General features: G+C 72.7%; 21 protein-coding genes, 1 tRNA gene and 1 pseudogene. 7 read left to right on the top strand and 16 right to left on the bottom strand.

What is annotated here, in order from left to right:
* Positions 1-47: 47 nt before the first annotated feature.
* The 5 genes from AB0K05_RS40460 to AB0K05_RS40440 form a co-directional block, all read right to left on the bottom strand.
* On the bottom strand, positions 48-875 hold the full coding sequence (locus tag AB0K05_RS40460; protein ID WP_271278536.1) for a metal-dependent hydrolase: 828 nt from the start codon (positions 873-875) through the stop codon (positions 48-50).
* Between the two features lie 5 nt (positions 876-880).
* Positions 881-2101 (bottom strand): MFS transporter, encoded by a 1221-nt coding sequence (locus AB0K05_RS40455; protein ID WP_271278535.1) that lies wholly within the window; start codon positions 2099-2101, stop codon positions 881-883.
* Positions 2102-2230: 129 nt separating this feature from the next.
* A complete protein-coding gene (locus AB0K05_RS40450; RefSeq protein WP_219548627.1) occupies positions 2231-2842 on the bottom strand; it encodes an SRPBCC family protein in 612 nt (203 codons plus the stop codon).
* A gap of 31 nt (positions 2843-2873) precedes the next feature.
* Entirely contained in the window at positions 2874-3254 is a 381-nt protein-coding gene (locus AB0K05_RS40445; RefSeq protein WP_271278533.1) for a hypothetical protein, read from the bottom strand.
* Positions 3251-3616 (bottom strand): hypothetical protein, encoded by a 366-nt coding sequence (locus AB0K05_RS40440; protein WP_148029997.1) that lies wholly within the window; start codon positions 3614-3616, stop codon positions 3251-3253. Before AB0K05_RS40440 ends, AB0K05_RS40445 begins: the two co-directional genes overlap by 4 nt.
* Positions 3617-3695: 79 nt before the next feature.
* Between AB0K05_RS40440 and AB0K05_RS40435 the strand changes: the two genes are divergently transcribed.
* Complete coding sequence (locus AB0K05_RS40435; RefSeq protein ID WP_271278531.1) at positions 3696-4229, top strand: DUF523 domain-containing protein; 534 nt, start codon at positions 3696-3698, stop codon at positions 4227-4229.
* Between the two features lie 38 nt (positions 4230-4267).
* On the opposite strand, the gene AB0K05_RS40430 is transcribed toward AB0K05_RS40435, so the two are convergent.
* From AB0K05_RS40430 to AB0K05_RS40420, 3 genes are all read right to left on the bottom strand, one after another.
* Positions 4268-5767: a M28 family metallopeptidase gene (locus AB0K05_RS40430; RefSeq protein WP_271278530.1), complete on the bottom strand. Its 1500-nt coding sequence runs from the start codon at positions 5765-5767 to the stop codon at positions 4268-4270.
* Between the two features lie 75 nt (positions 5768-5842).
* On the bottom strand, positions 5843-7402 hold the full coding sequence (locus tag AB0K05_RS40425) for a M28 family metallopeptidase (protein WP_271278529.1): 1560 nt from the start codon (positions 7400-7402) through the stop codon (positions 5843-5845).
* Positions 7403-7508: 106 nt separating this feature from the next.
* Complete coding sequence (locus AB0K05_RS40420) at positions 7509-8528, bottom strand: ABC transporter substrate-binding protein (RefSeq protein ID WP_271278528.1); 1020 nt, start codon at positions 8526-8528, stop codon at positions 7509-7511.
* 122 nt (positions 8529-8650) lie between these two features.
* Between AB0K05_RS40420 and nhaA the strand changes: the two genes are divergently transcribed.
* From nhaA to AB0K05_RS40405, 3 genes are all read left to right on the top strand, one after another.
* Positions 8651-10474 carry a Na+/H+ antiporter NhaA gene (nhaA, locus tag AB0K05_RS40415; RefSeq protein ID WP_364236584.1) on the top strand — a complete coding sequence of 608 codons (1824 nt, stop codon included), beginning with the start codon at positions 8651-8653 and terminating at the stop codon, positions 10472-10474.
* 18 nt (positions 10475-10492) lie between these two features.
* Positions 10493-10990: a hypothetical protein gene (locus AB0K05_RS40410; protein ID WP_271278526.1), complete on the top strand. Its 498-nt coding sequence runs from the start codon at positions 10493-10495 to the stop codon at positions 10988-10990.
* Positions 10991-11094: 104 nt separating this feature from the next.
* Complete coding sequence (locus tag AB0K05_RS40405) at positions 11095-11394, top strand: hypothetical protein (RefSeq protein WP_271278525.1); 300 nt, start codon at positions 11095-11097, stop codon at positions 11392-11394.
* On the opposite strand, the gene AB0K05_RS40400 is transcribed toward AB0K05_RS40405, so the two are convergent.
* Positions 11391-11843 carry a hypothetical protein gene (locus AB0K05_RS40400; RefSeq protein ID WP_148029989.1) on the bottom strand — a complete coding sequence of 151 codons (453 nt, stop codon included), beginning with the start codon at positions 11841-11843 and terminating at the stop codon, positions 11391-11393. The two genes, AB0K05_RS40405 and AB0K05_RS40400, sit on opposite strands and share 4 nt — an antisense overlap.
* A 44-nt stretch (positions 11844-11887) precedes the next feature.
* Between AB0K05_RS40400 and AB0K05_RS40395 the strand changes: the two genes are divergently transcribed.
* A complete protein-coding gene (locus AB0K05_RS40395) occupies positions 11888-12862 on the top strand; it encodes a YafY family protein (RefSeq protein ID WP_364236580.1) in 975 nt (324 codons plus the stop codon).
* Here AB0K05_RS40395 and AB0K05_RS40390 read toward each other — a convergent pair.
* Together AB0K05_RS40390 and AB0K05_RS40385 are read right to left on the bottom strand one after the other, a co-directional pair.
* A complete protein-coding gene (locus AB0K05_RS40390) occupies positions 12850-13803 on the bottom strand; it encodes a GNAT family N-acetyltransferase (protein WP_271278523.1) in 954 nt (317 codons plus the stop codon). The two genes, AB0K05_RS40395 and AB0K05_RS40390, sit on opposite strands and share 13 nt — an antisense overlap.
* A 30-nt stretch (positions 13804-13833) precedes the next feature.
* A pseudogene (locus AB0K05_RS40385) lies at positions 13834-14716 on the bottom strand (MBL fold metallo-hydrolase).
* A 114-nt stretch (positions 14717-14830) separates the two neighbouring features.
* Between AB0K05_RS40385 and AB0K05_RS40380 the strand changes: the two are divergent.
* Positions 14831-15649 carry an NAD(P)-binding domain-containing protein gene (locus AB0K05_RS40380; protein WP_271278521.1) on the top strand — a complete coding sequence of 273 codons (819 nt, stop codon included), beginning with the start codon at positions 14831-14833 and terminating at the stop codon, positions 15647-15649.
* A gap of 47 nt (positions 15650-15696) precedes the next feature.
* Here the strand turns inward: AB0K05_RS40380 and AB0K05_RS40375 are convergent.
* From AB0K05_RS40375 to nadD, 4 genes are all read right to left on the bottom strand, one after another.
* Positions 15697-15769, bottom strand: a tRNA-Ala gene (locus AB0K05_RS40375).
* A gap of 119 nt (positions 15770-15888) precedes the next feature.
* Positions 15889-16530, bottom strand: coding sequence for a histidine phosphatase family protein (locus tag AB0K05_RS40370; RefSeq protein WP_148029985.1), 642 nt, complete (start codon positions 16528-16530; stop codon positions 15889-15891).
* Positions 16527-16922, bottom strand: a complete 396-nt coding sequence (gene rsfS, locus AB0K05_RS40365) for a ribosome silencing factor (protein WP_148029984.1) — start codon at positions 16920-16922, stop codon at positions 16527-16529. Before rsfS ends, AB0K05_RS40370 begins: the two co-directional genes overlap by 4 nt.
* A gap of 86 nt (positions 16923-17008) precedes the next feature.
* Positions 17009-17626, bottom strand: coding sequence for a nicotinate-nucleotide adenylyltransferase (gene nadD / locus AB0K05_RS40360; RefSeq protein WP_148029983.1), 618 nt, complete (start codon positions 17624-17626; stop codon positions 17009-17011).
* Between the two features lie 96 nt (positions 17627-17722).
* On the opposite strand from nadD, the gene AB0K05_RS40355 reads away from it, so the two are divergent.
* Positions 17723-18736 (top strand): M48 family metallopeptidase, encoded by a 1014-nt coding sequence (locus AB0K05_RS40355; protein WP_148029982.1) that lies wholly within the window; start codon positions 17723-17725, stop codon positions 18734-18736.
* Between the two features lie 3 nt (positions 18737-18739).
* On the opposite strand, the gene AB0K05_RS40350 is transcribed toward AB0K05_RS40355, so the two are convergent.
* Entirely contained in the window at positions 18740-20875 is a 2136-nt protein-coding gene (locus tag AB0K05_RS40350; protein ID WP_364236575.1) for a protein kinase, read from the bottom strand.
* Between the last annotated feature and the right edge of the window lie 33 nt (positions 20876-20908).

Raw genomic sequence — 20908 nt, 5'->3', positions numbered from 1 at the left:
GATGCGTCGCCAAGTGTATCCGAATCCGGGGCCGCCCGTGTCATGTGTCAGCGCGGGGTGACGGTGGTGCGCATGGTGAGCGACTGCTCGCCGGTCTCCAGCGTGACCGTGACCTCGCCCAGCTCTCCCGTGCTCCGCACGTGGGTGCCGCCGCACGGGATCGACGCCTCGCCGCCGGGCAGGGCGCAGTGCCAGGTGCGGCGGGCGGTGAGCCCGGTGCCCGGCACGTCGATCCGGACCGGCGCGTCGGCCGCCACCCACGCCTTCAGCCGGGCGGCGACCTCGCGCGCCGTCTCCTCCGGGTCCAGCCCTTCGGCGGTGAACCCCTTCTTCCGCAGCGACTTGCCCAGCCGGTACTCGTCGACGCTCCCGTACGGGGAGATCCGCGAGGTGGTGATGGCGCTCTGGTCGAAGTCGGGGTTGCCGAGCCGGTCGCGCGCGGGCTCCTTGCGCCACCGGCCGGCCAGGGCGGCGTTGAGGGCGAGCGCGGCCAGATGGCAGGCGGTGTGCCCGGCCGAGAGCGCGGCCCGGTGTCCGGCGTCGACCTCCAGGCCGACCTCGGCGCCCACGTCCAGCGGGGTCTCGGTGACGTGCACGACCAGCCAGTCCCAGCCGTCGGCGCCGCGCCGTACCGGGATGTCGCCGCCCAGGACGATGTCGCCCCCGGCCGGGCGGGCGCCGGTCACGCAGTCGAGCACCGGCAGCCCGCCGATGGTGCCCCGGTCGGCGGGCTGGTCCGGCCAGGTGTGGTCGAGGGGGTGGAACGGGGTCTCGGTGACGACGAGGCCGTGCCGCTCCCCCACCGGCACGGCCTCGACGATCGTGGAACGGCCACTGACATGACCGTAGGGAAAGGTGACGACTGTCGAGTTCACGGACGTCATCCTGGCAGAGACACCCGCCGCTCGTCCTCCACGTACCGGTCACGGCCCGCGTACAAGCCCGTGAACAGCTGCGCGACCAGCACGGCGAAGATCAGCAGGTACGGGAGCGTCCACCCGCCGCCCACCTCGCGCAGCACGCCGACGAGCAGCGGGCCGGCGCCGGCGATGAGGTAGCCGGCGCTCTGCCCGAACGCCGACAGCGACGCCGTGGTCTCCGGCGTGCGGGTGCGCACGGCGAGCATGGTGAGCGCCAGCGGGAACGAGCCCATGCCGGCCGCCACCAGCACCACCCACACCGGCGCGGTGGAGGCGGGCGCCAGCCACAGCCCGAGGAAGCCGGCCGTGTACGCGACCACCAGGCCGACCACCACCGGCCGCTGGTCGCGGAAGCGGGCGGCGACGAGGGGGACGAGGAGCGAGACGGGGATGTTCAGCGCGGTGAAGACGCCGAGGATCACGCCCGCCTGGCTCACCGTGTAGCCGCCGTCGGTGAGGATGGTGGCGAGCCAGCCGAACATGATGTACGCGATCATCGACTGGGTGCCGAAGTAGACGGCGATCGCCCACGCCAGCCTGCTCCGCGCCATCCGGCGCAGGCCGCCACCCGGCCGGCCGTCGCCCCGCTCAGGCTCACTGCGCAGGAGCGCGAGCCACGGAATGGCGGAGACCGCGGCCAGCGCCGCCCACACCCCCAGCGCCACGTGCCAGTCGCCCGAGGCCTGCTCGATCGGCACGGTGGCCGCGGCGGCGAGCATGGTGCCGACGGCCAGCGAGGTGGTGTAGACGGTGGTCATGACCCCGGTGCGGGCCGGGAAGTGTCGCTTGATCAGTGTCGGGATGAGCACGTTGCCGACGGCCCCGCCCGACAGGGCGACGGCGCTGCTGGCCAGGAACACCGGCGCGGAGTCGACCAGGACCCGCACCAGCATGCCCGTGCCCAGCGTGACCAGGGCGAGCAGGAGCAGCCTGTGCTCGCCGACGCGGCGGGCCAGCGTGGGCGTGACCGCGCCGACGGTGGCGAAGGCCAGCACCGGCAGCGTGGTGAGCAGGCCGGTGCCGACGCTGGACATGCCGAGCGCGGCGGCGAGCTGGTCGAGCAGCGGGCCGACGCTGGTGACGGCGGTGCGCAGGTTCAGCGCGGCCAGGACGATCCCCAGCACGAGGAGCCAGGCGAGAGGGCCGGTTCTGGGCCGGGCCTCCTGAGTGAGCACGCTCATGCCGGACGGAATCCTCCACTCATCAAGTCATGGGATGAATCGACAGGATAACAGTTACAAATGAGACATCTATTCCACGGGCATGGCAAAGCCCCCGAAACATCGGGGGCTTGCGGGGGAACGGGGACGTTACAGAACCGGCCGGGGGCCCTGGGGCGGCTCGTTGCGCGGGGGGACGGGGCCGGGAGGCGGGAGCGTGCCGGGGTCCTGGGGGAAGCCGGTGTCGCCGCCGACCGTGCCGGGCGGGACCGGGCGGTCGCCGCCGCCGAGCGCGGAGCCGTGCTGGTGCGGGCCGGGGACGTCGCCCCGCCACGCGCCGGTCTCGCCGCCGCGCCCCTCGATGTACTCCTTGAAGCGCTGCATGTCGCCCTTGACGCGCGCCTGGACGATGTTGAGCCAGTCGCCGGCCTTCTCCACGAACCCCTCGGGGTCGTACTCCATCTGGAGCTGGACCCTCGCGGTCTCCGGGCCGAGCCGGTGGAAGGTGACGACGCCGGCCTGGTGCGGCCTCTCGACCGACCGCCAGGCGACGCGCTCGTCGGGGTGCTGCTCGGTGATCTCGGCGTCGAACTCCCGCTTGACGCCGGCGATCTCGGTGATCCAGTGGGTACGCGTGTCCGTGACCTGCTTGATGGACTCCACGCCCTCCATGAACTCGGGGAAGCTCTCGAACTGGGTCCACTGGTTGTACGCGACCCTGATCGGAACGTTGACCTCTACGGCGTGCTCGATCGTACTCATGGGAATCGTTGCTGCCCGGGCACGCGCGCGCCTAACGTCGGCGCCACAGCCAGTAGAGGCCCACGAGCGGCAGCACGAGCGGAATGTACAGGTAGCCCTTGCCGTAGCCCGACCAGACGGTCTCGTCGGGGAAGGCGGCCGGGTCGAGCAGACTCACGGTGCCGATGACGAGCACCCCGGCCAGCTCGATGAGGAGCGCCGCCAGCGCGAGCCGCCTCGCGCCGCGCGCGAGCGCGACGGTGAGCAGCAGGTAGACCAGCGCGGCGAAGGCCGACAGCGAGTAGGCGAGCGGCGCCTCGCCGAACCTGGTGGCGATCTGCACGGCGGCCCTGGCTCCGGCGGCCAGCGCGAACAGCCCGTAGAGGGCGAGCAGCGCCCGGCCGGGGCCGGAGCCGATGCCGGTGGTGGTCACGCCACGCCCTGCCAGATCTGCAGCAGCCGCCCGGTCATCACCGCGATCGCGAACCCGGCCACGACCAGGATGGCCGGGCCCCAGCGGCTGCGCTCGGCGAGCCCGAGGAACACCCCGGCGGGCGGGATGAGCGCCTCGGCGATCAGGTAGCCGTAGATCGTGACCGCCTCGCCCGACGGCCCCTCGCCGCCGGCCAGCGCGGCGATCACGAACCCCGCCTGCACCAGGACCGCCACTTCGAGCAGGACGAACCCGGCCAGCAGGATCACGCCCATGGGCCGGTCGCGGATGGCGGTGATCAGGCTCGCCAGCGCCAGCAGCAGCGCGCCGACGATGACGATCGTGGCAACGGTGGTGTTCATCGCAGCACAGGTTATCGCCCGCCCGGGCCGGTTCCCGATCCCGTCCGGCGCCCTCGGGCCGCTGCCTAGGATCGGAGGTATGGAGAGGATCCTCGTCAGCGCGTGCCTGATGGGCCGCCGGGTCCGCTACGACGGCGGCGCCAAGACCAGCTCCGACGAGCGGCTGGCGGCCTGGCGGCGCGAGGGGCGGCTGGTGGCGTTCTGCCCTGAGGTGCAGGGCGGGCTGCCCGTGCCGCGGCCGGCCGCCGAGATCGAGGGCGGCGCGGGCGGGGCGGCGGTGCTGGACGGGCGGGCCCGCGTGCTGGCCGCCGACGGGTCCGACGTGACGGCCGAGTTCCTGGCGGGGGCGCGGGCCGCGCTGGCCGCCGCCCGCGACGCCGGGGCCCGGCTGGCGGTGCTGAAGGAGGGCAGCCCGTCGTGCGGCACGCTGGCCGTGTACGACGGGACGTTCACCGGCCGTCGCGCCGCGGGCCGGGGCGTGACCACGGCCCTGCTGGAGCGCCACGGCATCCGGGTGTTCGGCGAGGACCACGTCGAGGAGGCCGCCGCGTGCCTGGACGCCCTGGAGTCCTCCGGCGAGGCCGGCTCCGCGTCCCTTCCGGGTCCTGGGTGACGGGCCGGGCGGGGATGCGTCCCGCCCGGCCCTCCGGTTCACTGCCGGGTGATCACGACGTCGTCCACCGCCGCCTCGACGAGGCTCGCGGTGCCCGCGTCGGCCGCCTCGACGACGACGCGCACGGTCTGCCCGGCGAAGGCGGAGACGTCGGCGGTGGCGGTGGCCCAGGCCGCGTCGCGGTCGACGGCCGCGCCGAGCCGCTCCACCACGGTCGCCGTGGTCGTGCCGACGACCCGTACCCGGAAGAAGTCGGCGCTGGTGGCGTTGCTGCCGTGGGCCAGGTACCACGACAGCGACAGCCGGAGCTGGCCGCTTGTCGGGAGCGTGATCGCCGGCGACCTGACGGTGGTCACGCCGCCGTCGATGTCGTACGCGCCGGCGCTCGAACCCGCGAGCGGGCCGGTGACCAGGGCGTTGACGCCGCTCGTGGTGGCGCCGAGCTGCTTGGGGCCGCTGGAGTCGGTGGCCTGCGGGTCGCCGCGCTCCCACACGCCGGTGGTGGCGGTGTCGGTGCCGCCGGGGTTCACCGTCCAGCCGGTGGCGGTCTCGAAGGTGTCGGACCAGACGGGCTGCGGCTGCTCGGCGGTCGCGAGGGTCCAGACGGCGTGCGCGACCGCGTCCGTGTTGCGGTCGAGCGCGGTGTCGCTGATGTTCGCGGTGGTGTCGCAGGAGCGGTGGTAGCAGGGGTCGAACGCCTGCCCGGCGGTGCCGCCCCAGAGCTGCGCCTGGGCGCTGGACTTGATGCCCTCGGCGCCGGTGAACGTACCGCCCGCCGGGATCCCGGCGCTGATGAACGGCCCGTAGTCGGAGCGGCCGTCGAAGTCGGTGCCCCGGGTGGGCACGCCGATGCCCGCGAAGTAGCTCTGCAGGACCTGCTCCAGCTCGGCCGACCCGGCAGGGCCCGGTCCCGCCCCGGTGCCGTCGGAGTCGTCGCCGTCGTAGATGAAGTAGCCGGCGTTGGGCGAGCCGACCATGTCGAAGTTCAGGTAGCCGCCGATCCTGGCGCGCTCGGCGGCGGGCAGGTTGTTCACGTAGTAGCGGGAGCCGCGCAGCCCCAGCTCCTCGGCGCCCCACCAGGCGAAGCGCAGGTGCCGGTTCGGCTGCAGCCCCTGGCGGGCCACCTCCAGCGCGACTTCGAGGATGGCGGCCGAGCCCGAGCCGTTGTCGTTGATGCCGGGGCCGGCGGTCACGCTGTCGAGGTGGGCGCCGACCATGAGCACGTCGTCCATGTCGCCGCCGGGCCAGTCGGCGATGACGTTGTAGCCGGTGGCGCCGTTGTAGGTGAACGACTGGAGGGTGGTGGCGTAGCCGGCGGCGTTGAGCAGGTTCCTGACGTAGTTGGCGGAGGCCAGGTAGCCGGGCCTGCCGTGCGCCCGGTTGCCGCCGTTGGCGGTGGCGATGGACTGCAACTGGCTCAGGTGGGCCTTCACGTTCGACAGGGGGATGTCGGGAGCGGCGGCCGCCGCCGCGGCGGGCGCGGTCAGGGCCAGTGGGACGGCGAGCACGACGGCGCAGAGCGCCGGGAGTAACTTCACGGGGTCCTCCGTGGGGGGTGAGAGGGGGAGCGGCGTGGTGCGCCGCTCCCCCGCCGGAGTGTCGGCCGGTGACGGTTACCGGCTGACCTGGTGGTTGTGCCCGTGGTACGGCGCGCCGCGCATCTGGAGCGGCGCCCCGGCGTTCGTGCGGGCGGTCGTGCCGCCCGGCAGGCTGCGGTCGTAGGCGTAGGTCACCGCTGAGTGCACGATGGCTCCCGTGTTGACCAGCAGCGCCTCGGTGCTGACGTTGTCGATCGTGTCGCAGGCCCGGTGGTAGCACGGGTCGTAGGCGGCTCCCGCCGTGCCGCCGTACTTCGCGGCCTCCTCCTCGGTCTTCACGCCCTCGGCGCCGGTGAACAGGCCGCCGGACGGGATGCCGGCCTCGATGAACGGCCCGTAGTCGGAGCGGCCGTCGAAGTCGGTGCCGCCGTGCGGCAGGCGCAGCGCGTCGAAGAACCGCTCGAACGTCGCCTCGATCTCGTCGGAGCCGGGCGGGCCCGCGGGCGCGCCGGTCGCGTCGGAGTCGTCGCCGTCGTAGATCTTGTACGCGTAGTTCGGCGAGCCGATCATGTCGAAGTTCAGGTACAGCTTGATCTTCGCGCGCTCCGCGGCCGGCAGGTTCGCCACGTAGTACTCGGAGCCGATCAGGTTCAGCTCTTCCGCGCCCCACCAGGCGAAGCGCAGCTTGTTGACCGTCGGCAGCTTGGCCATGAGCAGGGCGGTCTCCAGGATGCCCGCGCTGCCGGTGCCGTTGTCGTTGATGCCGGGGCCGGCGGTGACGCTGTCGAGGTGCGCGCCGAACATGACGACGTTGCCCGGGTTGCCGCTCCGGGAATCGGCGATCACGTTGTAGGTGGTGCGGGTCTCGCTCTCGGTGTCGGTGGCCAGGCGCACCACGCTGGTCGTGGCGGCCAGTTCGGCGCCGATCTCGAAGCCGGTGCCGACCACGGGGATCGTGACCGTGGGCACGCCGAGGGTGCCCTGCAGGGTCGCGGTGCGGCCTTCCTGGCCCTCGTTGAAGATGATCACCCCGGCGGCGCCCGCGGCCTGGGCATTCTCCGCCTTGACGCGGAAGTCGCAGCTGCCGCGCTGGATCAGGGCGATGTTGCCGGGCGTGAAGCCGGCGAAGTCCGCCGGCTCGCAGCCGGACGTCGAGCCCGGCTGGGCGGGCGGCGGGATCTGCAGGTCCACGTTCTGCACGGTCGCGGTCACGTCCCCGGCGCCGGAGTACGTCATGGTCGCGAACTCGCCGACCACGCTGCCGTCCGGCGGGGTCGGGGTGTACGTGCGCGGATCAGGTGAGATCCGTTGCATGGTGGCCGTGGAGTTCTGCATGAAGAACGGGAACTCGAACGGCTGGATCGTGACCTTGTAACCCGCCTGGCGCAGCTTGCCCGCGACGTAGTCGCGCGAGGCGTCGTAGCCGGGCGTGCCCGAGGCGCGGGTGCCCCCGTTGGCGTCGGCGATCCGCTGGAACGCCTCCAGGTGCCGGACGACCGGCTTGGCCTTGACCGATCTGGCCAAGGCCGTCGGATCGGGATCCGCCTGTGCCGGGGTGACGAAGGCGAGAGGAAGGGCGAGGGCCACTGCCAGGGTGCCGGCTCGGGCCACGCCCTTGGGGAGGTGGAAGCGCATTCGGCTCCTCCGCAAGGAATCTGGTTGGGACTGTCTCCCCCGATTCAAGTCGCGCTGGAACGTTAACCAGAGCAAGGCACCCTGAAAAGACCCAGATATGCGATTTTCAGCCCACTACGTCGTCCTTGGCTGAATCCACGTTGGTCTTCAGCTCCTCCAGCACCTTGGCGTACCCCAGGTAGCTGTACCGTTCGGCCGCACGCCACGGGTAGACCTGACCGGCCTTGACCGCGGGCAGCTCGCTCCAGGTCGGCTTCTTCGCCATCTCGCCGGCCTTCATGGACTGGGCCCGGGCGTCCACCAGGATCACGTCGGCCTCGTACTTGTCGGCGTTCTCCCAGCTCAGCACCTCCCAGAAACCGCCCTCGCTCTCCGTCGGACTGGCCGGGGAGACGACGTCGAGGCCCAGCTCCTTGAAGTAGGCCAGGTCGGGGTGGTCGGGCAGGTACGCGACGTACAGGTTGTCGGGGGTGGCCGTGACGACCATGACCTTCAGCCCCGGCCTCGCGGCGGCGGACTCCCTGAGCTGGGCACTCGCGGCCTCGAAGCGGGACTTGGCCTCGGCGACCGGCGCGGCGTTCAGGTCGGCGCCCAGCGCGGCGGCCAGGCCGGCGTAGCGCTCGATGACCTCGGTGAGCTTCTTGCCGCCGAGCAGGACGCCGAGCGTCGGGGCGACCTGCTCGATGGCGTCCGCCGACTCCTCGGGCACGTACCAGAGCGAGTCCTTCAGGTACATGCCCGAGACGAGCAGGTCGGGCCGGACCGAGATGAACTTCTCGACGTTGAACTCGCCCCACGTGTTGCCGATCGACTCGACGGCGGCGATGTCGACCTCGCCCACCTCGGGGTCGCGCCCGCCGTCCTTGAGCCGGTGCGGGCCGAACACGGCGACCGGGCGCACGCCGAAGTCCCACAGCGCCGCCGCGGAGGCGGACTGGGCCACCACCCGCTCCGGCCGCGCCGGCAGGGAGATCTTCTTGCCGCGATCGTCCGTCCAGCTCCAGGCTTCCTGCGCGGAGGCGGACGGCGCGGACGCGGGCGGCGCCTCCGTCCCGCCGCACGCAGCGGTTCCCAGCAGAGCGGCGACGGCGAGGGCGACGAGTCCCCTACGCGGGACAGTGGGCATGGGGACTCCTCCGGCTTTACCGATTCGTGGTCCGCATATTAGCTTAGGCTTACCTAAGTCGAAAGGGTCACCCGTGCACTCCCCGCGGAACCTTAAGATCGAGCGCAGGGGGTGAGCCGCCGATGCTCCGGGCGATATTCAAGACCGAGGCAGGCAGCACCACGCTGCTGCTCGCCGCCACGATCGTGGCCATGCTCTGGGCCAACTCGCCGTGGGGCGACACCTACGAGGCGTTCTGGCACATCCCGGTCGGGCTCACGTTCGGCGACGCCACGTTCTCCCTCGATCTGCGCCACTGGGTGAACGACGGGCTGATGGCGATCTTCTTCTTCGTCATCGGCCTGGAGATCTCCTACGAGATGCGCCTCGGGCAGATGCGCGACCGCCGGCTGGTCGCCGTGCCGGCCCTCGCCGCGCTCGGCGGGCTGGTCGTCCCCGCGGGCATCTACCTGATGCTCAACGCGGGCGGGCCCGGCGCCGTCGGCTGGGGCGTGCCGATCGCCACCGACACCGCGTTCGTGCTGGGCCTGCTCGCCGTGGTGGGGGCGCGCTGCCCCGACCCGCTGCGGGCCTTCCTGCTCACGCTGGCGATCGTGGACGACGTGCTCGCCATCATGATCATCGCCATCTTCTACACGGCGAGCCTGTCCGTCCCCGCGCTCGTCACCGCGGTGCTGCTGCTCGCCGCGATCATGCTGCTGCGGTGGCTGCGGATCTGGCGCGCGCCCGCGTACATCGTGCTCGGCTTCGCGCTGTGGGTGGCGACGCTGGAGAGCGGCGTGCACCCGACGCTGGTCGGCATCGCGCTCGGCGTGCTGGTTTTCGTGTACGCGCCCAGCGACCGGAAGCTGATCAGGGCCGGCGAGGCCGTGCAGGAGCTGACCTACGCGCCCAACCCGCGGGCGGCCGTGGAGGCGACGCGGCTGGTGCGCATGTCGGTCTCCGTGAACGAACGGCTGCAGCTGCTGCTCCACCCGTGGAGCAGCTACGTGATCGTGCCGATCTTCGCGCTGGCCAACGCCGGCATCCGGCTCGACAGCGAGACCCTGAGCGCGGCGATGACCTCGCCGATCTCCATCGGCGTGGCGCTGGGCCTGCTCGCCGGCAAGCTCCTCGGCATCACCCTCGGCACCTGGCTGCCGCTCCGGCTCAACTGGGGCATCCTGCCGGGCAACCTGGTGTGGGGCCAGCTGCTGGGCGGCGCGGCGGTGTCCGGCATCGGGTTCACGGTCTCGCTGTTCATCGTGGAGCTGGCCTTCGAGGACCCGCTGCTGATCAGCGAGGCCAAGATCGGCATCCTCGCCGGGTCGATCGCCTCGGCGCTGCTCGGCTGGATCATCTTCAAACTGGCGTGGAACCGGGGCGGCGTGTGCGCCCCTCCGGACGCCGCCGCCGAGCCGGAGGAGGAGCGGCCGGAGCTGCTCAGCACGCCGGTCGGCCCCGACGACCACGTGCGCGGCCCGGCGGACGCCGCCGTCACCGTGGTCGAGTACGGCGACTTCGAGTGCCCCTACTGCGGGCGGCTGCACCCGATCCTGGAGGAGCTGCGGCGCCGCCGCCCCGACGTGCGGTTCGTGTTCCGCCACTACCCGCTCCGCGACATGCACCCGCGCGCGCTGGCCGCCGCGCTGGTGGCCGAGGCGGCCGCCCGCGACGGCCGGTTCTGGGAGATGCACGACAAGCTCTACGCCGCCCAGCGCGCACTCGCCGACGCCGACCTCGCGCGTTACGCGGCCGAGCTGAAGGTCGACCTGTCGGCTCCGATCGCCGCCCGCGCCGCCAGGATCGAGCGCGACGAGCGATCAGGCCGGGAAAGCGGGGTACGAGGCACCCCGACCCTGTTCATCAACGGCGTACGCTACCGAGGCAGGCTGGACCTCGCACCGATCATCGAAGCGGTGGAGAAGGCACGCCCCGCCGCCGCCCCCGGGAAAAAGACCCCCTGACGGATGGAGATCTCCGGCATGGCCTCTTCGAACCTCCTCAACGTGCTGCTCGCGATCCTGTCCTGCGCGGTGCCGGGCATCGGCGTCGTGGTCACGGCCATGGGCCGGCGGACCCACGGACGCGCGGCGGTCATCGGCCTGCTGGGCTGCGTCGCGCTGCTGCTGGAGGGCCTGCTCCGGCTCGGCCAGACGATCTTCCTGCGGACCATCGTGGAGACCGTCGGCCTCCGCGAGGCGGGCGGCGTGCTGGCGTTGCTGGGGCTGGTCTCGTTCGTGCTGGCGACGACGGGCGTCGGCCTCCTGATCTGGGCCGTGGTAGCCCGCCGCACCCCGCAGCCCGCCGCCCCGGGTTGGCAGCAGCCGCAGCCCGGCCCCCAGCAGGGCTGGCAGCAGCCCGGCCCGCCCCAGCAGCAGCCCCCGGCCGGCCCGCACCAGAACCCGCAGGCGGGCCCGTACCAGAACCCGAACCCCGGGCCCTACCAGAACCCGCAGGGCTGGCAGCAGCCCCCGACCTGACCGATCCGGATGGGACGAAGGCGGCAGATGTGACAATCTTGGAGCACACCCCGCCTCCGAAGGGCATCATGAATCCAGAGCAGCCCGGCGGTCCCGAAGGGGACATGACGATCAGGCGTCGCTGGGACGGCCCGGCCCCGCCCCCGCCGCGGCGGCAGGCGACGCCCCCGCACCCCCTCCCGCCGCCCGCGAACGCGGCGCCCCTGTTCCCCCAGCCTCCGCGCATGCCGCCTCTGGAGGACAACCGGACGCAGCGGCTCGACTACACGCCGGACCTGCTGCCCGACGTCGCCTACGAGACCAGGAAGTCCCGGTCGGGCTGGTGGTGGCTGTTCGCGGTGGGCGGCGTCCTGCTGCTGGTGGTGGCCCTGGCCGCGGCCGTGCTGCTGTCGGCGAACTCCTAGGCCCTGGTGAAGTCCATCGTCCAGTTGGTCTCCCAGGTCCGCTCGCCGTCGGCCGAGAGCGCCTGCTCCCACCGGCAGGCGTCCGGCCCGAGCACGGTCCAGAGGAACCGGGAGCGCACCGGCGTCCCCTCATGCAGTTCGTCGGCGTAGAACCGGCCGCGGTCGCCGTCGAAGCCGCCCACCATGGGCGGCAGGTCGAGCGTGCCGGTGCGGCTGCTGGACCAGTAGATGGACCACAGCCGCGTGGCCGGCTCGTACAGCCGCAGCGTCAGCCCGCTGTAGCCGAGGGTCGGGAAGTGGATCTCGTCGAAGTTGGCGGCGCCGCCGAAGTGGCGGGTGCTGGTGGAGACGCCCGGGAACTCCTCCCAGTCGTCGCTGCCGGCCAGACGCTTGACCAGGCGGCGGTTGGCCACGTTCCAGGTGCCGGCGAGGAAGTCGAAGTCGTTCATGCGGAGACGGTAAGGGCGGGTCGCTGACATGTAGTGTCAGTGATGTGCGCGCCTCCCGCCTCGTCTCGATCCTGCTGCTCCTGCAGACGCGGGGCCGGATGACGGCCAGGGAGCTCGCCGAGCGGCTGGAGGTGTCGGTCCGCACGATCTACCGCGACGTGGACTCGCTGCACGCCGCCGGCATCCCGCTCTACGGCGACGCCGGGCCGAGCGGCGGCTACCAGTTGCTCGACGGCTACCGCACCAGGTTGACCGGGCTGACCGCCGACGAGGCCGAGTCGCTGTTCCTGGCCGGGCTGCCGGGCCCGGCGGCCGAGCTGGGGCTGGGCGCGGTCGTGGCGGCCGCCCAGCTCAAGCTGATGGCGGCGCTGCCGGTGGAGCTGCGCGACCGGGCCGGCCGCATCCAGGAGCGCTTCCTGCTGGACGCCCCGGCTTGGTATCGGGATCCGGAGCCGGTCACCCACCTGCCGGCCGTGGCCGAGGCCGTGTGGAACGAGCACCCGCTGCGGGTCCGCTACCGCCGCTGGCGGGCGCCCCAGGAGGTGGAACGCCGGCTGGAGCCGTACGGGCTGGTAGTCAAGGCCGGGCGGTGGTATCTGGTGGCCCGCTGCGGCGACGGCGTGCGCACCTACCGCGTGTCGCAGATCCTGGAGCTCCACCCGCTGCCGGGCCGGATCACCCGCCCGGCGGGCTTCGACCTGGCCGCCCACTGGCAGGGCTACCTGGCGGAGTTCGAGGCCAGGCTGCGCCGGGGCGAGGCGGTGGTGCGGCTGTCGCCGTCCGGCCTGGAGCGGCTGCGCGACCTGATGACGCCCGGCGTGGTCGCGGCGGCGAAGGAGACGGCCCAGCCGCCGGACGAGGAGGGCTGGATCACGGTGACGCTGCCCATCGAGTCCGTCGGGCACGCGGTGGCCGAGTTCCTGAGGCTGGGCGCCGACGCCGAGGTGGTCTCCCCTCCGGAGCTGCGCGAGCGGGTCGCCGACACCGCCGAGCGGATCGTCCGCCGCTACCGCGGCTGAACCAGCCGCATCACGTGGAACCGCCGGGTGACCTCGTACCCGGCTCTCGTGTAGAGGTTCCCCGCCGGGCCGGTCTCGCCGGTCCACAGGAACCACGACCCGTGCAGCCCCTCGGCCCGCATCCCGGTCATGGCCGCGTGGAGCAGGATCTTGCCGAGCCCGGTGCCGCGTTCGGCGGGGTCCACACCGAACGGCCCGAACCGCTCGGGGATCTCCCGGTACGCCCCGTACGCCGCGAACCCCACGATGCGCTCCCTCACCGCGACGAGCAGCCGCCCCCGGTCGCCCATCCTCCTGATCGCCTCGCCCCAGTCGGGATTGAACACCCCGGCCGCGAACCTGATCAGCTCCGGCAGCTCCCCATCGGCCGGCGCCCGGAACGCGTACCCCTCCCGCTCCCGCGCCGCCCGCAGCTCCCGCACCTCGTCCGGCATCGTGTAGCCGACGAGCGTGCGGTCCATGGCCACCGGCGTGTACAACGTCCGGAAGCCCAGCCTCTCAAGCAGCCGGTACGCGTCCGGATAGACCGCCGCGTCCACCCCGGGCAGCACGTAGTTGGGCGTGTACGGGGCGAACTCCACCGTCGTGCGCCCATGCCGCGCCAGGAACGCCAGCGCCTCCTCCACCAGCCGCCGCCCCAGCCCGCGCCCCCGATGCTCCGGCGCCACGAAGAAGAACGGGATCCACCCGATGCCCGGCTCCAGATCGGTCGACGGGGCGAGCGGAACCAGCCTGCGCACCCCGTACGCGCACCCGGCGAACTCCCCGCCGACCACGGCCACTCGCAGCCCCTCGGGGTCGAAGTTGGGATCGAGCAGCACGCAGTCACGCAGCCAGCCGGACGTCGTGGGGTCGGCGGGCATCCCGCGGTTCCAGGCCGCCACGAGCGGCCCCTCATCCCCCGCGGCGAACCCCCGGACCGTGGTCGTCGGATTGATCACCCGGCCATGCTGCCAGAAGGCGGGCCGCCGTCAGACCCGGGTCGGCAGCGGGCCGCCGTGGTAGGTCATCGCGTCGCCGAAGGCGGTGAGCAGATCCACCTCGCCCCCCTCGGCGTCCGCGTACGCCCGGTGCAGGTTGAGCACCAGCCGCTCGGAGTCGTCCCACGCGGCGAACTCGCCCAGGTCGGCCCCCCGCGCCGCCGCCAGGGGAGTGAGCCCGTGCTCGCGCCCCTTCCGCGCGACGTCGAGCACGAGCCGGTAGTAGCGCTCGTGCGCCGCCAGGATCCCCGGCAGCGACGCCGCGTCCGCCAGGGGCCCGTGCCCCGGCACCACGTGCTCGGCCCCGAACGCCGCCAGCCACTCCAGCGACTCCAGCGCGCCCCGTACGGACCCCATCATCACCAGCGGCGTCAGCCCGTTGAAGATCAGGTCGCCGGTGAACAGCACCCGCTCCTCGGGCAGCCACGCCACCACGTCGCCCGGCGTGTGCGCCGCGTACCCGGGGTGCCGCAACTCGACCCGCCGCCCGCCGCGTGACGTTCCCCCAGTCGGGCACCGGCGTCCAGAACGGCGGGCACCCGTCGATGACGAAGTCCGCCAGCAGCGCCTCCCGCATGGCCTCGTGCCCGAACAGCACGGCGGCCTCGGGAAGCAGGCTGTTGCCGTACGCGTGATCGCCGTGCTGATGGGTGTTGACCGCCATCCGCACCGGCACGCCCCCGGTGGCCTCGTCCAGCGCCCCCAGGAACCGCCTGGTCCGCTGCTCGGTGGCGCACGTGTCGACCACGAGGACGGCCCCGTCACCGGCGACGGCGCCCGCGTTGTTCACCCACCAGGTCCCGTCCGGCTGCACCCACGCGAACACCCCGTCCACGACCTGGCGCAACCGCGCCTCCGCGACCGGCTCGCCCATGTCTCCTCCTGCCGAAAGCCCTCCCTCATACTCCCCCGCCCGCCGCGGTTTCGCTGGCGTACGGGGCGGTCCATGAGGCAAAGTGAAACAGCGTTTCCCTCAGGAGGTCGTGACGTGCGTTATGTGATCATCGGTTGCGGCAACGTCGGCATGGAGCTGGCCCGCCGCTGGACCGCCGCCGGCCACCGGGTGACCGGCACCACCACCACGCCCGGCCGCGTCGGCGAGCTCCGGGAGGTGTGCTCGGACGTGGCGGTCCTGCGGGGCAGCGACCGGGCGGCCGTCCAGCGGGTGGTCGAGGAGGCCGACGCGGTCGTCCTGACCGTGAGCCCGCGCCTGACCCGTTCCTTCGACGCCGCCCAGCGGGTCGCCGAGTACGCGGACACGCTGACCGCCAGCGCCCGCACCGCCGTCGAGGCGCATCCCCGCGTGGTCTTCACCAGCTCCGTGTCCGTCTACGGCGCCGGCACGGGAGCCGTGGTGGACGAGGACACGCCCGTGACCGGCGACCCCGACGCCTCCCCGCGCAACTTCGCCGCCGCCGAGGCCGCCGTGCTCGCCACGGCCGGCGGGGCGGTCGTCCGCATCCCCGACGTGTACGGGCATCCGCGTGACATGGACTACCCGGCGCGGGTGAAGCTCGCCCACGAGATGCTGGGCGGGAGCGTCCCCTTCTCCGCCGAGGCGCTGCTCTACCGGATCGACTACAGGGACGCGGCGTCCGCCCTCGGCTTCGTCGTCGGCGAGGGCCTGACGGGGATCTACAACGCCGTCCCCGATGCCGTCGCGCCCCGGACGAACGCGGAGGTGTTCGGCGAGATCTGCGCCGCCGGAGGGTGGCCGCCGCTGACCTTCCGCGGCGAGATCAGGACGCCGACCGTACCGGTGAGCTCGGCCAAGCTCCGGGCGGCGGGATTCGCGTTCGCCCACTGAGGCCGGAGACACGAAAATGCCCCGCCGTGAGGGCGGGGCATCGTCTGTGGAGCTATGGGGATTCGAACCCCAGACCTCCTCCATGCCATGGAGGCGCGCTACCAACTGCGCCATAGCCCCTGATCACCGCTCGCGAGCGGGCCTCCGAGAGCATATAGCCATCCCGGCGATTCGCCTAATCGCACGCCCGTACCAGGAACGGCGAAAGAGACGGCCGCCCGCGTGACGCGAGCGGCCGCTCACGCCGGTTGGCGCCCCTCGGCGTCGGGGCTGTCGTCGCTGCTGATCGGCTCGGGGAGGGTGCCGGCGTTGTGCTCCAGCAGGCGCCATCCGCTGCGCCCCTCGTGGAGCACGGACCACGAGCAGTTGCCCAGCCCGCCGATGGCGGACCACAGCTCCAGCGGCAGCCTGAGCAGCTCGCAGATGCCGAGCCGCAGCGCCGCGCCGTGGGAGGCCACGACGAGCAGCCCGTCGTCGTCGAGCTTGGCCGCCCAGCGCCGCATGGCGGCGGCGACCCGGACGGCGACGTCGGTCACGGCCTCGCCGCCGGGGGCCTCCCAGGCGACGTACTCGCGCGGCCAGCGTTCGGCGATCTCCTGGCGGGTCAGGCCCTCCCACTCACCGCCGCCCCGCTCGCGGAAGTCCTTGTCGACGGCCACCTCGATGCCGGTGACGCGGCCGAGGGCGAGGGCGGTGTCGTTGGCCCGCTGGAGGTCGGAGGACACGATGAGAGTCGGCCGCAGCGAGGCGAGCAGGGACGCCGCCCTGGCCGCCTGGGCCTGGCCGGTCTCGTCGAGCGGGATGTCGGAATGGCCCTGGAAACGGTGTTCGACGTTCCACAGGGTCTGCCCATGACGGAGGCAGACGATGCGTCTGCTCAAGTGCGGGCCCTTTGGATGTTGGCCTGCATGACGCTCTCCGGCAGGGAAATGGCCGGGCAGTCCTTCCACAGCCGCTCCAGGGCGTAGAAGGTGCGGTCTTCCTCGTGCTGGACGTGCACGACGATGTCCATGTAGTCGAGGAGGACCCAGCGGCCCTCGCGCTCGCCCTCGCGGCGCACCGGTTTGGCGTCGGCCTCGGTGCGCAGCCTCTCCTCGATCTCGTCGACGATGGCGCGGACCTGGCGGTCGTTGGTGGCGGAGCAGAGCAGGAAGGCGTCGGTGATGACGAGCTGCTCGCTGACGTCGTAGGCGAGGATGTCTTCGGCCAGCTTGTCGGCGGCGGCCTCGGCGGCGATGCGCACGAGCTGGACGGCGGTGTCAGATGCTGTCACGGTGCGGGTCGGACCTCCTGAGTCGGCAACATGCCCTATATGGAGGGTACCCGTTACGGCCGTCCTGCCCCACGTACGGCACTACTTCACTCGTGCGAGCGGTAGAGGTCGCGCTTGTTGATGTACTGGACGATCCCGTCGGGCACGAGATACCAGATCGGCTCCCCTTTGGCCACGCGCTGCCTGCACTCCGACGACGAGATGGCCAGCGCCGGGATCTCCAGCAGCGTCACCCTGCCCTCGGGCAGCCCGGGGTCGTGCAGGTGGTGCCCCGGCCTGGTGCAGCCGACGAAGTGGGCCAGTTGGAAGAGCTCGTCGGCGTTCTGCCAGTCGAGGATGGCGCCGAGCGCGTCGGCGCCGGTGATGAAGAACAGCTCAACCTGCGGCCCGTAGATCTCCGAGATGTCGCGCAGGGTGTCGATGGTGAACGTGGGCCCGGGGCGGTCGATGTCCACCCTGCTGACGGAGAAGCGCGGGTTCGACGCGGTCGCGATGACGGTCATCAGGTAACGGTCCTCGGGCGCGGACACCTCGCGCTCCGACTTCTGGTACGGCCTGCCGGTGGGCACGAACACGACCTCGTCGAGCTCGAAATGATGGGCCGCCTCGCTGGCGGCGACCAGGTGCCCGTGGTGGATCGGGTCGAACGTGCCGCCCATGACTCCCACGCGTCGCTTCCCCTGCATACCAGGCGCGTTCATCATGAAACGGACCTTACGCGGAAGCCTCCACAAGACATCACGGCACCCCCCTTCACGATGGCCGCGCATACCTCCCGTCGCGGACGTAGCATGCCGGGCATGACGACCACCCCGGACCGCAGCCGCGTCCAACTGCCCGGCATCTCGTCCCGTGCCTACGAACACCCCGCAGACCGGTCGGCTCTGGTCGCTCTGCGCAAGTTGAGCGGGTTCGACACGGTTCTCAAGCAGATGTCCGGCCTAGTCAGCGAGCGGCGCCTTCGCCTCATGTACCTCGCCTCTGCCGTGCGGGTGAGCGAGACCCAGTTCCGCTCCCTCTACGACATGGGCCGTGACGCCGCCTACGTCCTCGACCTGCACCGGATCCCGGAGATCTACGTCCAGCAGGACCCGCAGGTCCAGGCCAAGGCCATCGGCTTCGACGACCCGTTCATCGTCGTGACCACCGGCCTGCTCAACCTCATGAACGAGGAGGAGCAGCGCTTCGTCATCGGCCACGAGACGTCCCACATCCTGTCGGGCCACGCCGTCTACCGGACGATGCTCGACATCCTCACCCGCCTCGCGGCCCGCGTCGCCTGGATCCCGCTCGGCTACATCGGCCTGCGCGCGATCGTGGCCGGCCTGGAGGAGTGGTACCGGAAGTCGGAGCTGTCCTCCGACCGCGGCGGCCTGCTCACCGGCCAGGACCCGGAGGCCGCCAAGCGCGCGCTGATGAAGCTCGCCGGCGGCGACTACACGCACGAGATGAACATCGAGGCGTTCCTGGAGCAGTACGCCGAGTACGACACCGCCGGCGACCTGCGCGACGGCTTCCTCAAGGTGCTCAACCTGCTCGGCACCACCCACCCGTTCGCCGTGGTCCGCGTGGCCGAGCTCGACAAGTGGCAGCGCAGCGGCGAGTACGACCGCATCATCGGCGGCGACTACCCGCGCCGCGAGGACGACCCCAACGCCCGCGTCAGCGAAGAGGTGAAGGCCGCCGCCGAGTCCTACCGCAGGTCCTGGTCGGAGTCCCAGGACCCGTTCATCGGCGTGCTCCGCGACGTGGCCGAGGGCGCGGTCAACGCCGGCGAGCGGATCTTCAACCGGTTCGCGCGCCGCGACGGCTGACCGTCACAGCAGCAGGGCGATCGCGCGCACGGCAGCCGCGCACAGGGCGACGAACCCGCCCAGCACGGCCAGTGCGCGCAGCCCTTCCCTGCGCAGCTCGGGCAGCCGGGCGCCGACCCGCTCGATCTCGCGCCCGGTGATGCCGCCGCACAGCATGCCGAACACCACGGCGGCGGCGGTGACCGGAGCGGGCTGCTGCCACCAGGTCGAGTCGATGTGACCGCCGCCGGTGATCCACAGCGCTCCGCCGGCCGCGACGGCCACGGGCGCCCCCGGCCAGACGGCGGCGCTGGCCAGCGCTCCAGACAGCGCGAACGGGAGCGTCACCGCCCTCATGGTGGCCCGCAGCCACCCTTCGGCGTGGTTGCGCACCATCCAGTGGCTCATCCACAGCGCCCTGGTCAGCACCACGAACACGGCCGTGATGCCGATGGAGGCGATCGGCCACATCACCGACGCCACCACGCACGGCACGGCCAGGATGGCGAGCAGCAGCAGCGCCGTGTTCCCGGCAGGCAGCGTGGTGGCCCCTTCGGCCCTGCTCTTGACGCCCTTGGCCACGCTCTGCGTCCTCGTGCGGGTCCGCGCCGCCGTCTGCGCCCTGGCCCGCACGGCGCCCTCGCCGCTCCGCCCGCGCCCCGCGGCCGTCTCCACGGCCCGCCGCCCGGCGCCGTCACCGGCCCTGCCCCGCCCTCCGGTCCCGGCGGCCGCGGCCCCCGTCGCGGCGACAGCCTCTCCCCGCCCGCGCCCGGTCGTCCCGTCGCTCTTGCCGCGCCCCGCGGCCCCGTCAGCCCGCCCACGTCCGGTGGCCCCGTCGGTCTTCCCATGCCCCACAGCGCCGTCGGCCCGCCCGCGCCCTGCGGCCCCGTCGCTCTTCCCCCGTCCCGCGGCGCCGTCAGCCCGCCCACGCCCGGCGGCCCCGTCGGCCCGGCCCCGGCCCGTCCCCTCGTCCGCGGCGCGTCCGCGCGGCGCGGGCACCTCTCCGGCACGCCCCCGCGCCCCGTCGGCACGCGCAGCCGCCTCACCCGTACGAGACCGCGACGGCGCACTGTCAGCCGAACGCCCGCGCACCCCCTCCGCACGCGCGGCCACCTCACCCGCACGCGACCGCGGCGGCACGCTGTCTCCCGAACGCCCGCGTCCTCCCTCAGCACGCGACGCCGCCCCTTCACCTGTGCGGGACCGAGGCGGCACGCTGTCGCCTGAACGCCCGCGCGGCGCGGGCACCTCTCCGGAACGCCCCCGAGCCGCCGGCTCGGAGCCACGGCCGCGGGGCGACGGGACGTTGCCCCCGGGGCGCGAGGCGTCCCCCGGCTCACCGGCGCCGGCGTCCGGGTCGTCGAGACCGCTCGCCTTGACCAGCCGGGCCAGCCGGTCGGCCAGCAACGCGGCGGTGGGCCGCTTGCGCGGCTCCCGGTTGAGCGCCGCCCGCACCAGCGGCAGCAGCTCCACCGGCACGCCCTTGAGGTCCGCCTGCCCGTTGAGCACCGCGTACATCTGCGCCTCGGCGGTCCCCCGCCCGAACGCGGGCCGCCCCGTCGCCGCGAACGCCACCGTCGCCGCCCACGCGTGCACGTCGGCGGGCGAGTCCACCTGCTCGTCGGCGAAGATCTCCGGGGCGGTGTAGCCGGGAGTGCCGAGGAAGGTGCCGGTCAGGGTGAGCCGGGTGGCGTCGTGCACCTGGGCGATGCCGAAGTCGATGAGCACCGGCCCGCCGGCGCCCATGATGATGTTGGCCGGCTTGAGGTCGCGGTGCACCACCCCGGCGGCGTGGATGATGGCCAGGGCCGCGGCGATGCCCTGCGCGAGCCGTACCAGCTCCGCCAGGTCGAGGGCCCCGTCCTGGCGCACCCGCTCCAGCAGGGTGACACCCTCGATGTGCTCCATCACCAGGTAGGGGCGGTCGCAGGAAAGGTCGGCGTCGAGCACGCGCGCGACATAGGGGCTCTCGACCCGGCGCAGTGCCCGGACCTCGCGTTCGAGCCGGATGCGTGCGGCGTCGTTCTCGGTCAGGTCGTGCAGGACCTTGACCGCGACGCGCTCGCCACGGCGGGCGCTGGCGAGGTAGACCTCGCCCATGCCACCCCGGCCGAGCCTCTCGAGCAGGGTGTACGGCCCGACCTTGCCGAGCTTGCTCACCGTCCCTCCCCGCTCGGCGCGCCCATAAGGGAC

The sequence above is a fragment of the Nonomuraea sp. NPDC049486 genome (assembly GCF_040676925.1).
In the GTDB taxonomy this organism is placed as follows: Bacteria; Actinomycetota; Actinomycetes; order Streptosporangiales; family Streptosporangiaceae; genus Nonomuraea; species Nonomuraea ferruginea.
Note: the sequence above shows the minus strand (reverse complement) of the source record. Positions and strands in the feature narration are given on the sequence as shown.

What these genes read in the sequence shown, in the direction of transcription:
- AB0K05_RS40455 (WP_271278535.1), bottom strand. Translation starts at nt 2,101, where the DNA reads ATGAGCGTGCTCACTCAGGAGGCCCGGCCCAGAACCGGCCCTCTCGCC.
- AB0K05_RS40450 (WP_219548627.1), bottom strand. Translation starts at nt 2,842, where the DNA reads ATGAGTACGATCGAGCACGCCGTAGAGGTCAACGTTCCGATCAGGGTC.
- AB0K05_RS40440 (WP_148029997.1), bottom strand. Translation starts at nt 3,616, where the DNA reads ATGAACACCACCGTTGCCACGATCGTCATCGTCGGCGCGCTGCTGCTG.
- AB0K05_RS40435 (WP_271278531.1), top strand. Translation starts at nt 3,696, where the DNA reads ATGGAGAGGATCCTCGTCAGCGCGTGCCTGATGGGCCGCCGGGTCCGC.
- AB0K05_RS40425 (WP_271278529.1), bottom strand. Translation starts at nt 7,402, where the DNA reads ATGCGCTTCCACCTCCCCAAGGGCGTGGCCCGAGCCGGCACCCTGGCA.
- AB0K05_RS40420 (WP_271278528.1), bottom strand. Translation starts at nt 8,528, where the DNA reads ATGCCCACTGTCCCGCGTAGGGGACTCGTCGCCCTCGCCGTCGCCGCT.
- nhaA (WP_364236584.1), top strand. Translation starts at nt 8,651, where the DNA reads ATGCTCCGGGCGATATTCAAGACCGAGGCAGGCAGCACCACGCTGCTG.
- AB0K05_RS40410 (WP_271278526.1), top strand. Translation starts at nt 10,493, where the DNA reads ATGGCCTCTTCGAACCTCCTCAACGTGCTGCTCGCGATCCTGTCCTGC.
- AB0K05_RS40405 (WP_271278525.1), top strand. Translation starts at nt 11,095, where the DNA reads ATGACGATCAGGCGTCGCTGGGACGGCCCGGCCCCGCCCCCGCCGCGG.
- AB0K05_RS40400 (WP_148029989.1), bottom strand. Translation starts at nt 11,843, where the DNA reads ATGAACGACTTCGACTTCCTCGCCGGCACCTGGAACGTGGCCAACCGC.
- nadD (WP_148029983.1), bottom strand. Translation starts at nt 17,626, where the DNA reads ATGATGAACGCGCCTGGTATGCAGGGGAAGCGACGCGTGGGAGTCATG.
- AB0K05_RS40355 (WP_148029982.1), top strand. Translation starts at nt 17,723, where the DNA reads ATGACGACCACCCCGGACCGCAGCCGCGTCCAACTGCCCGGCATCTCG.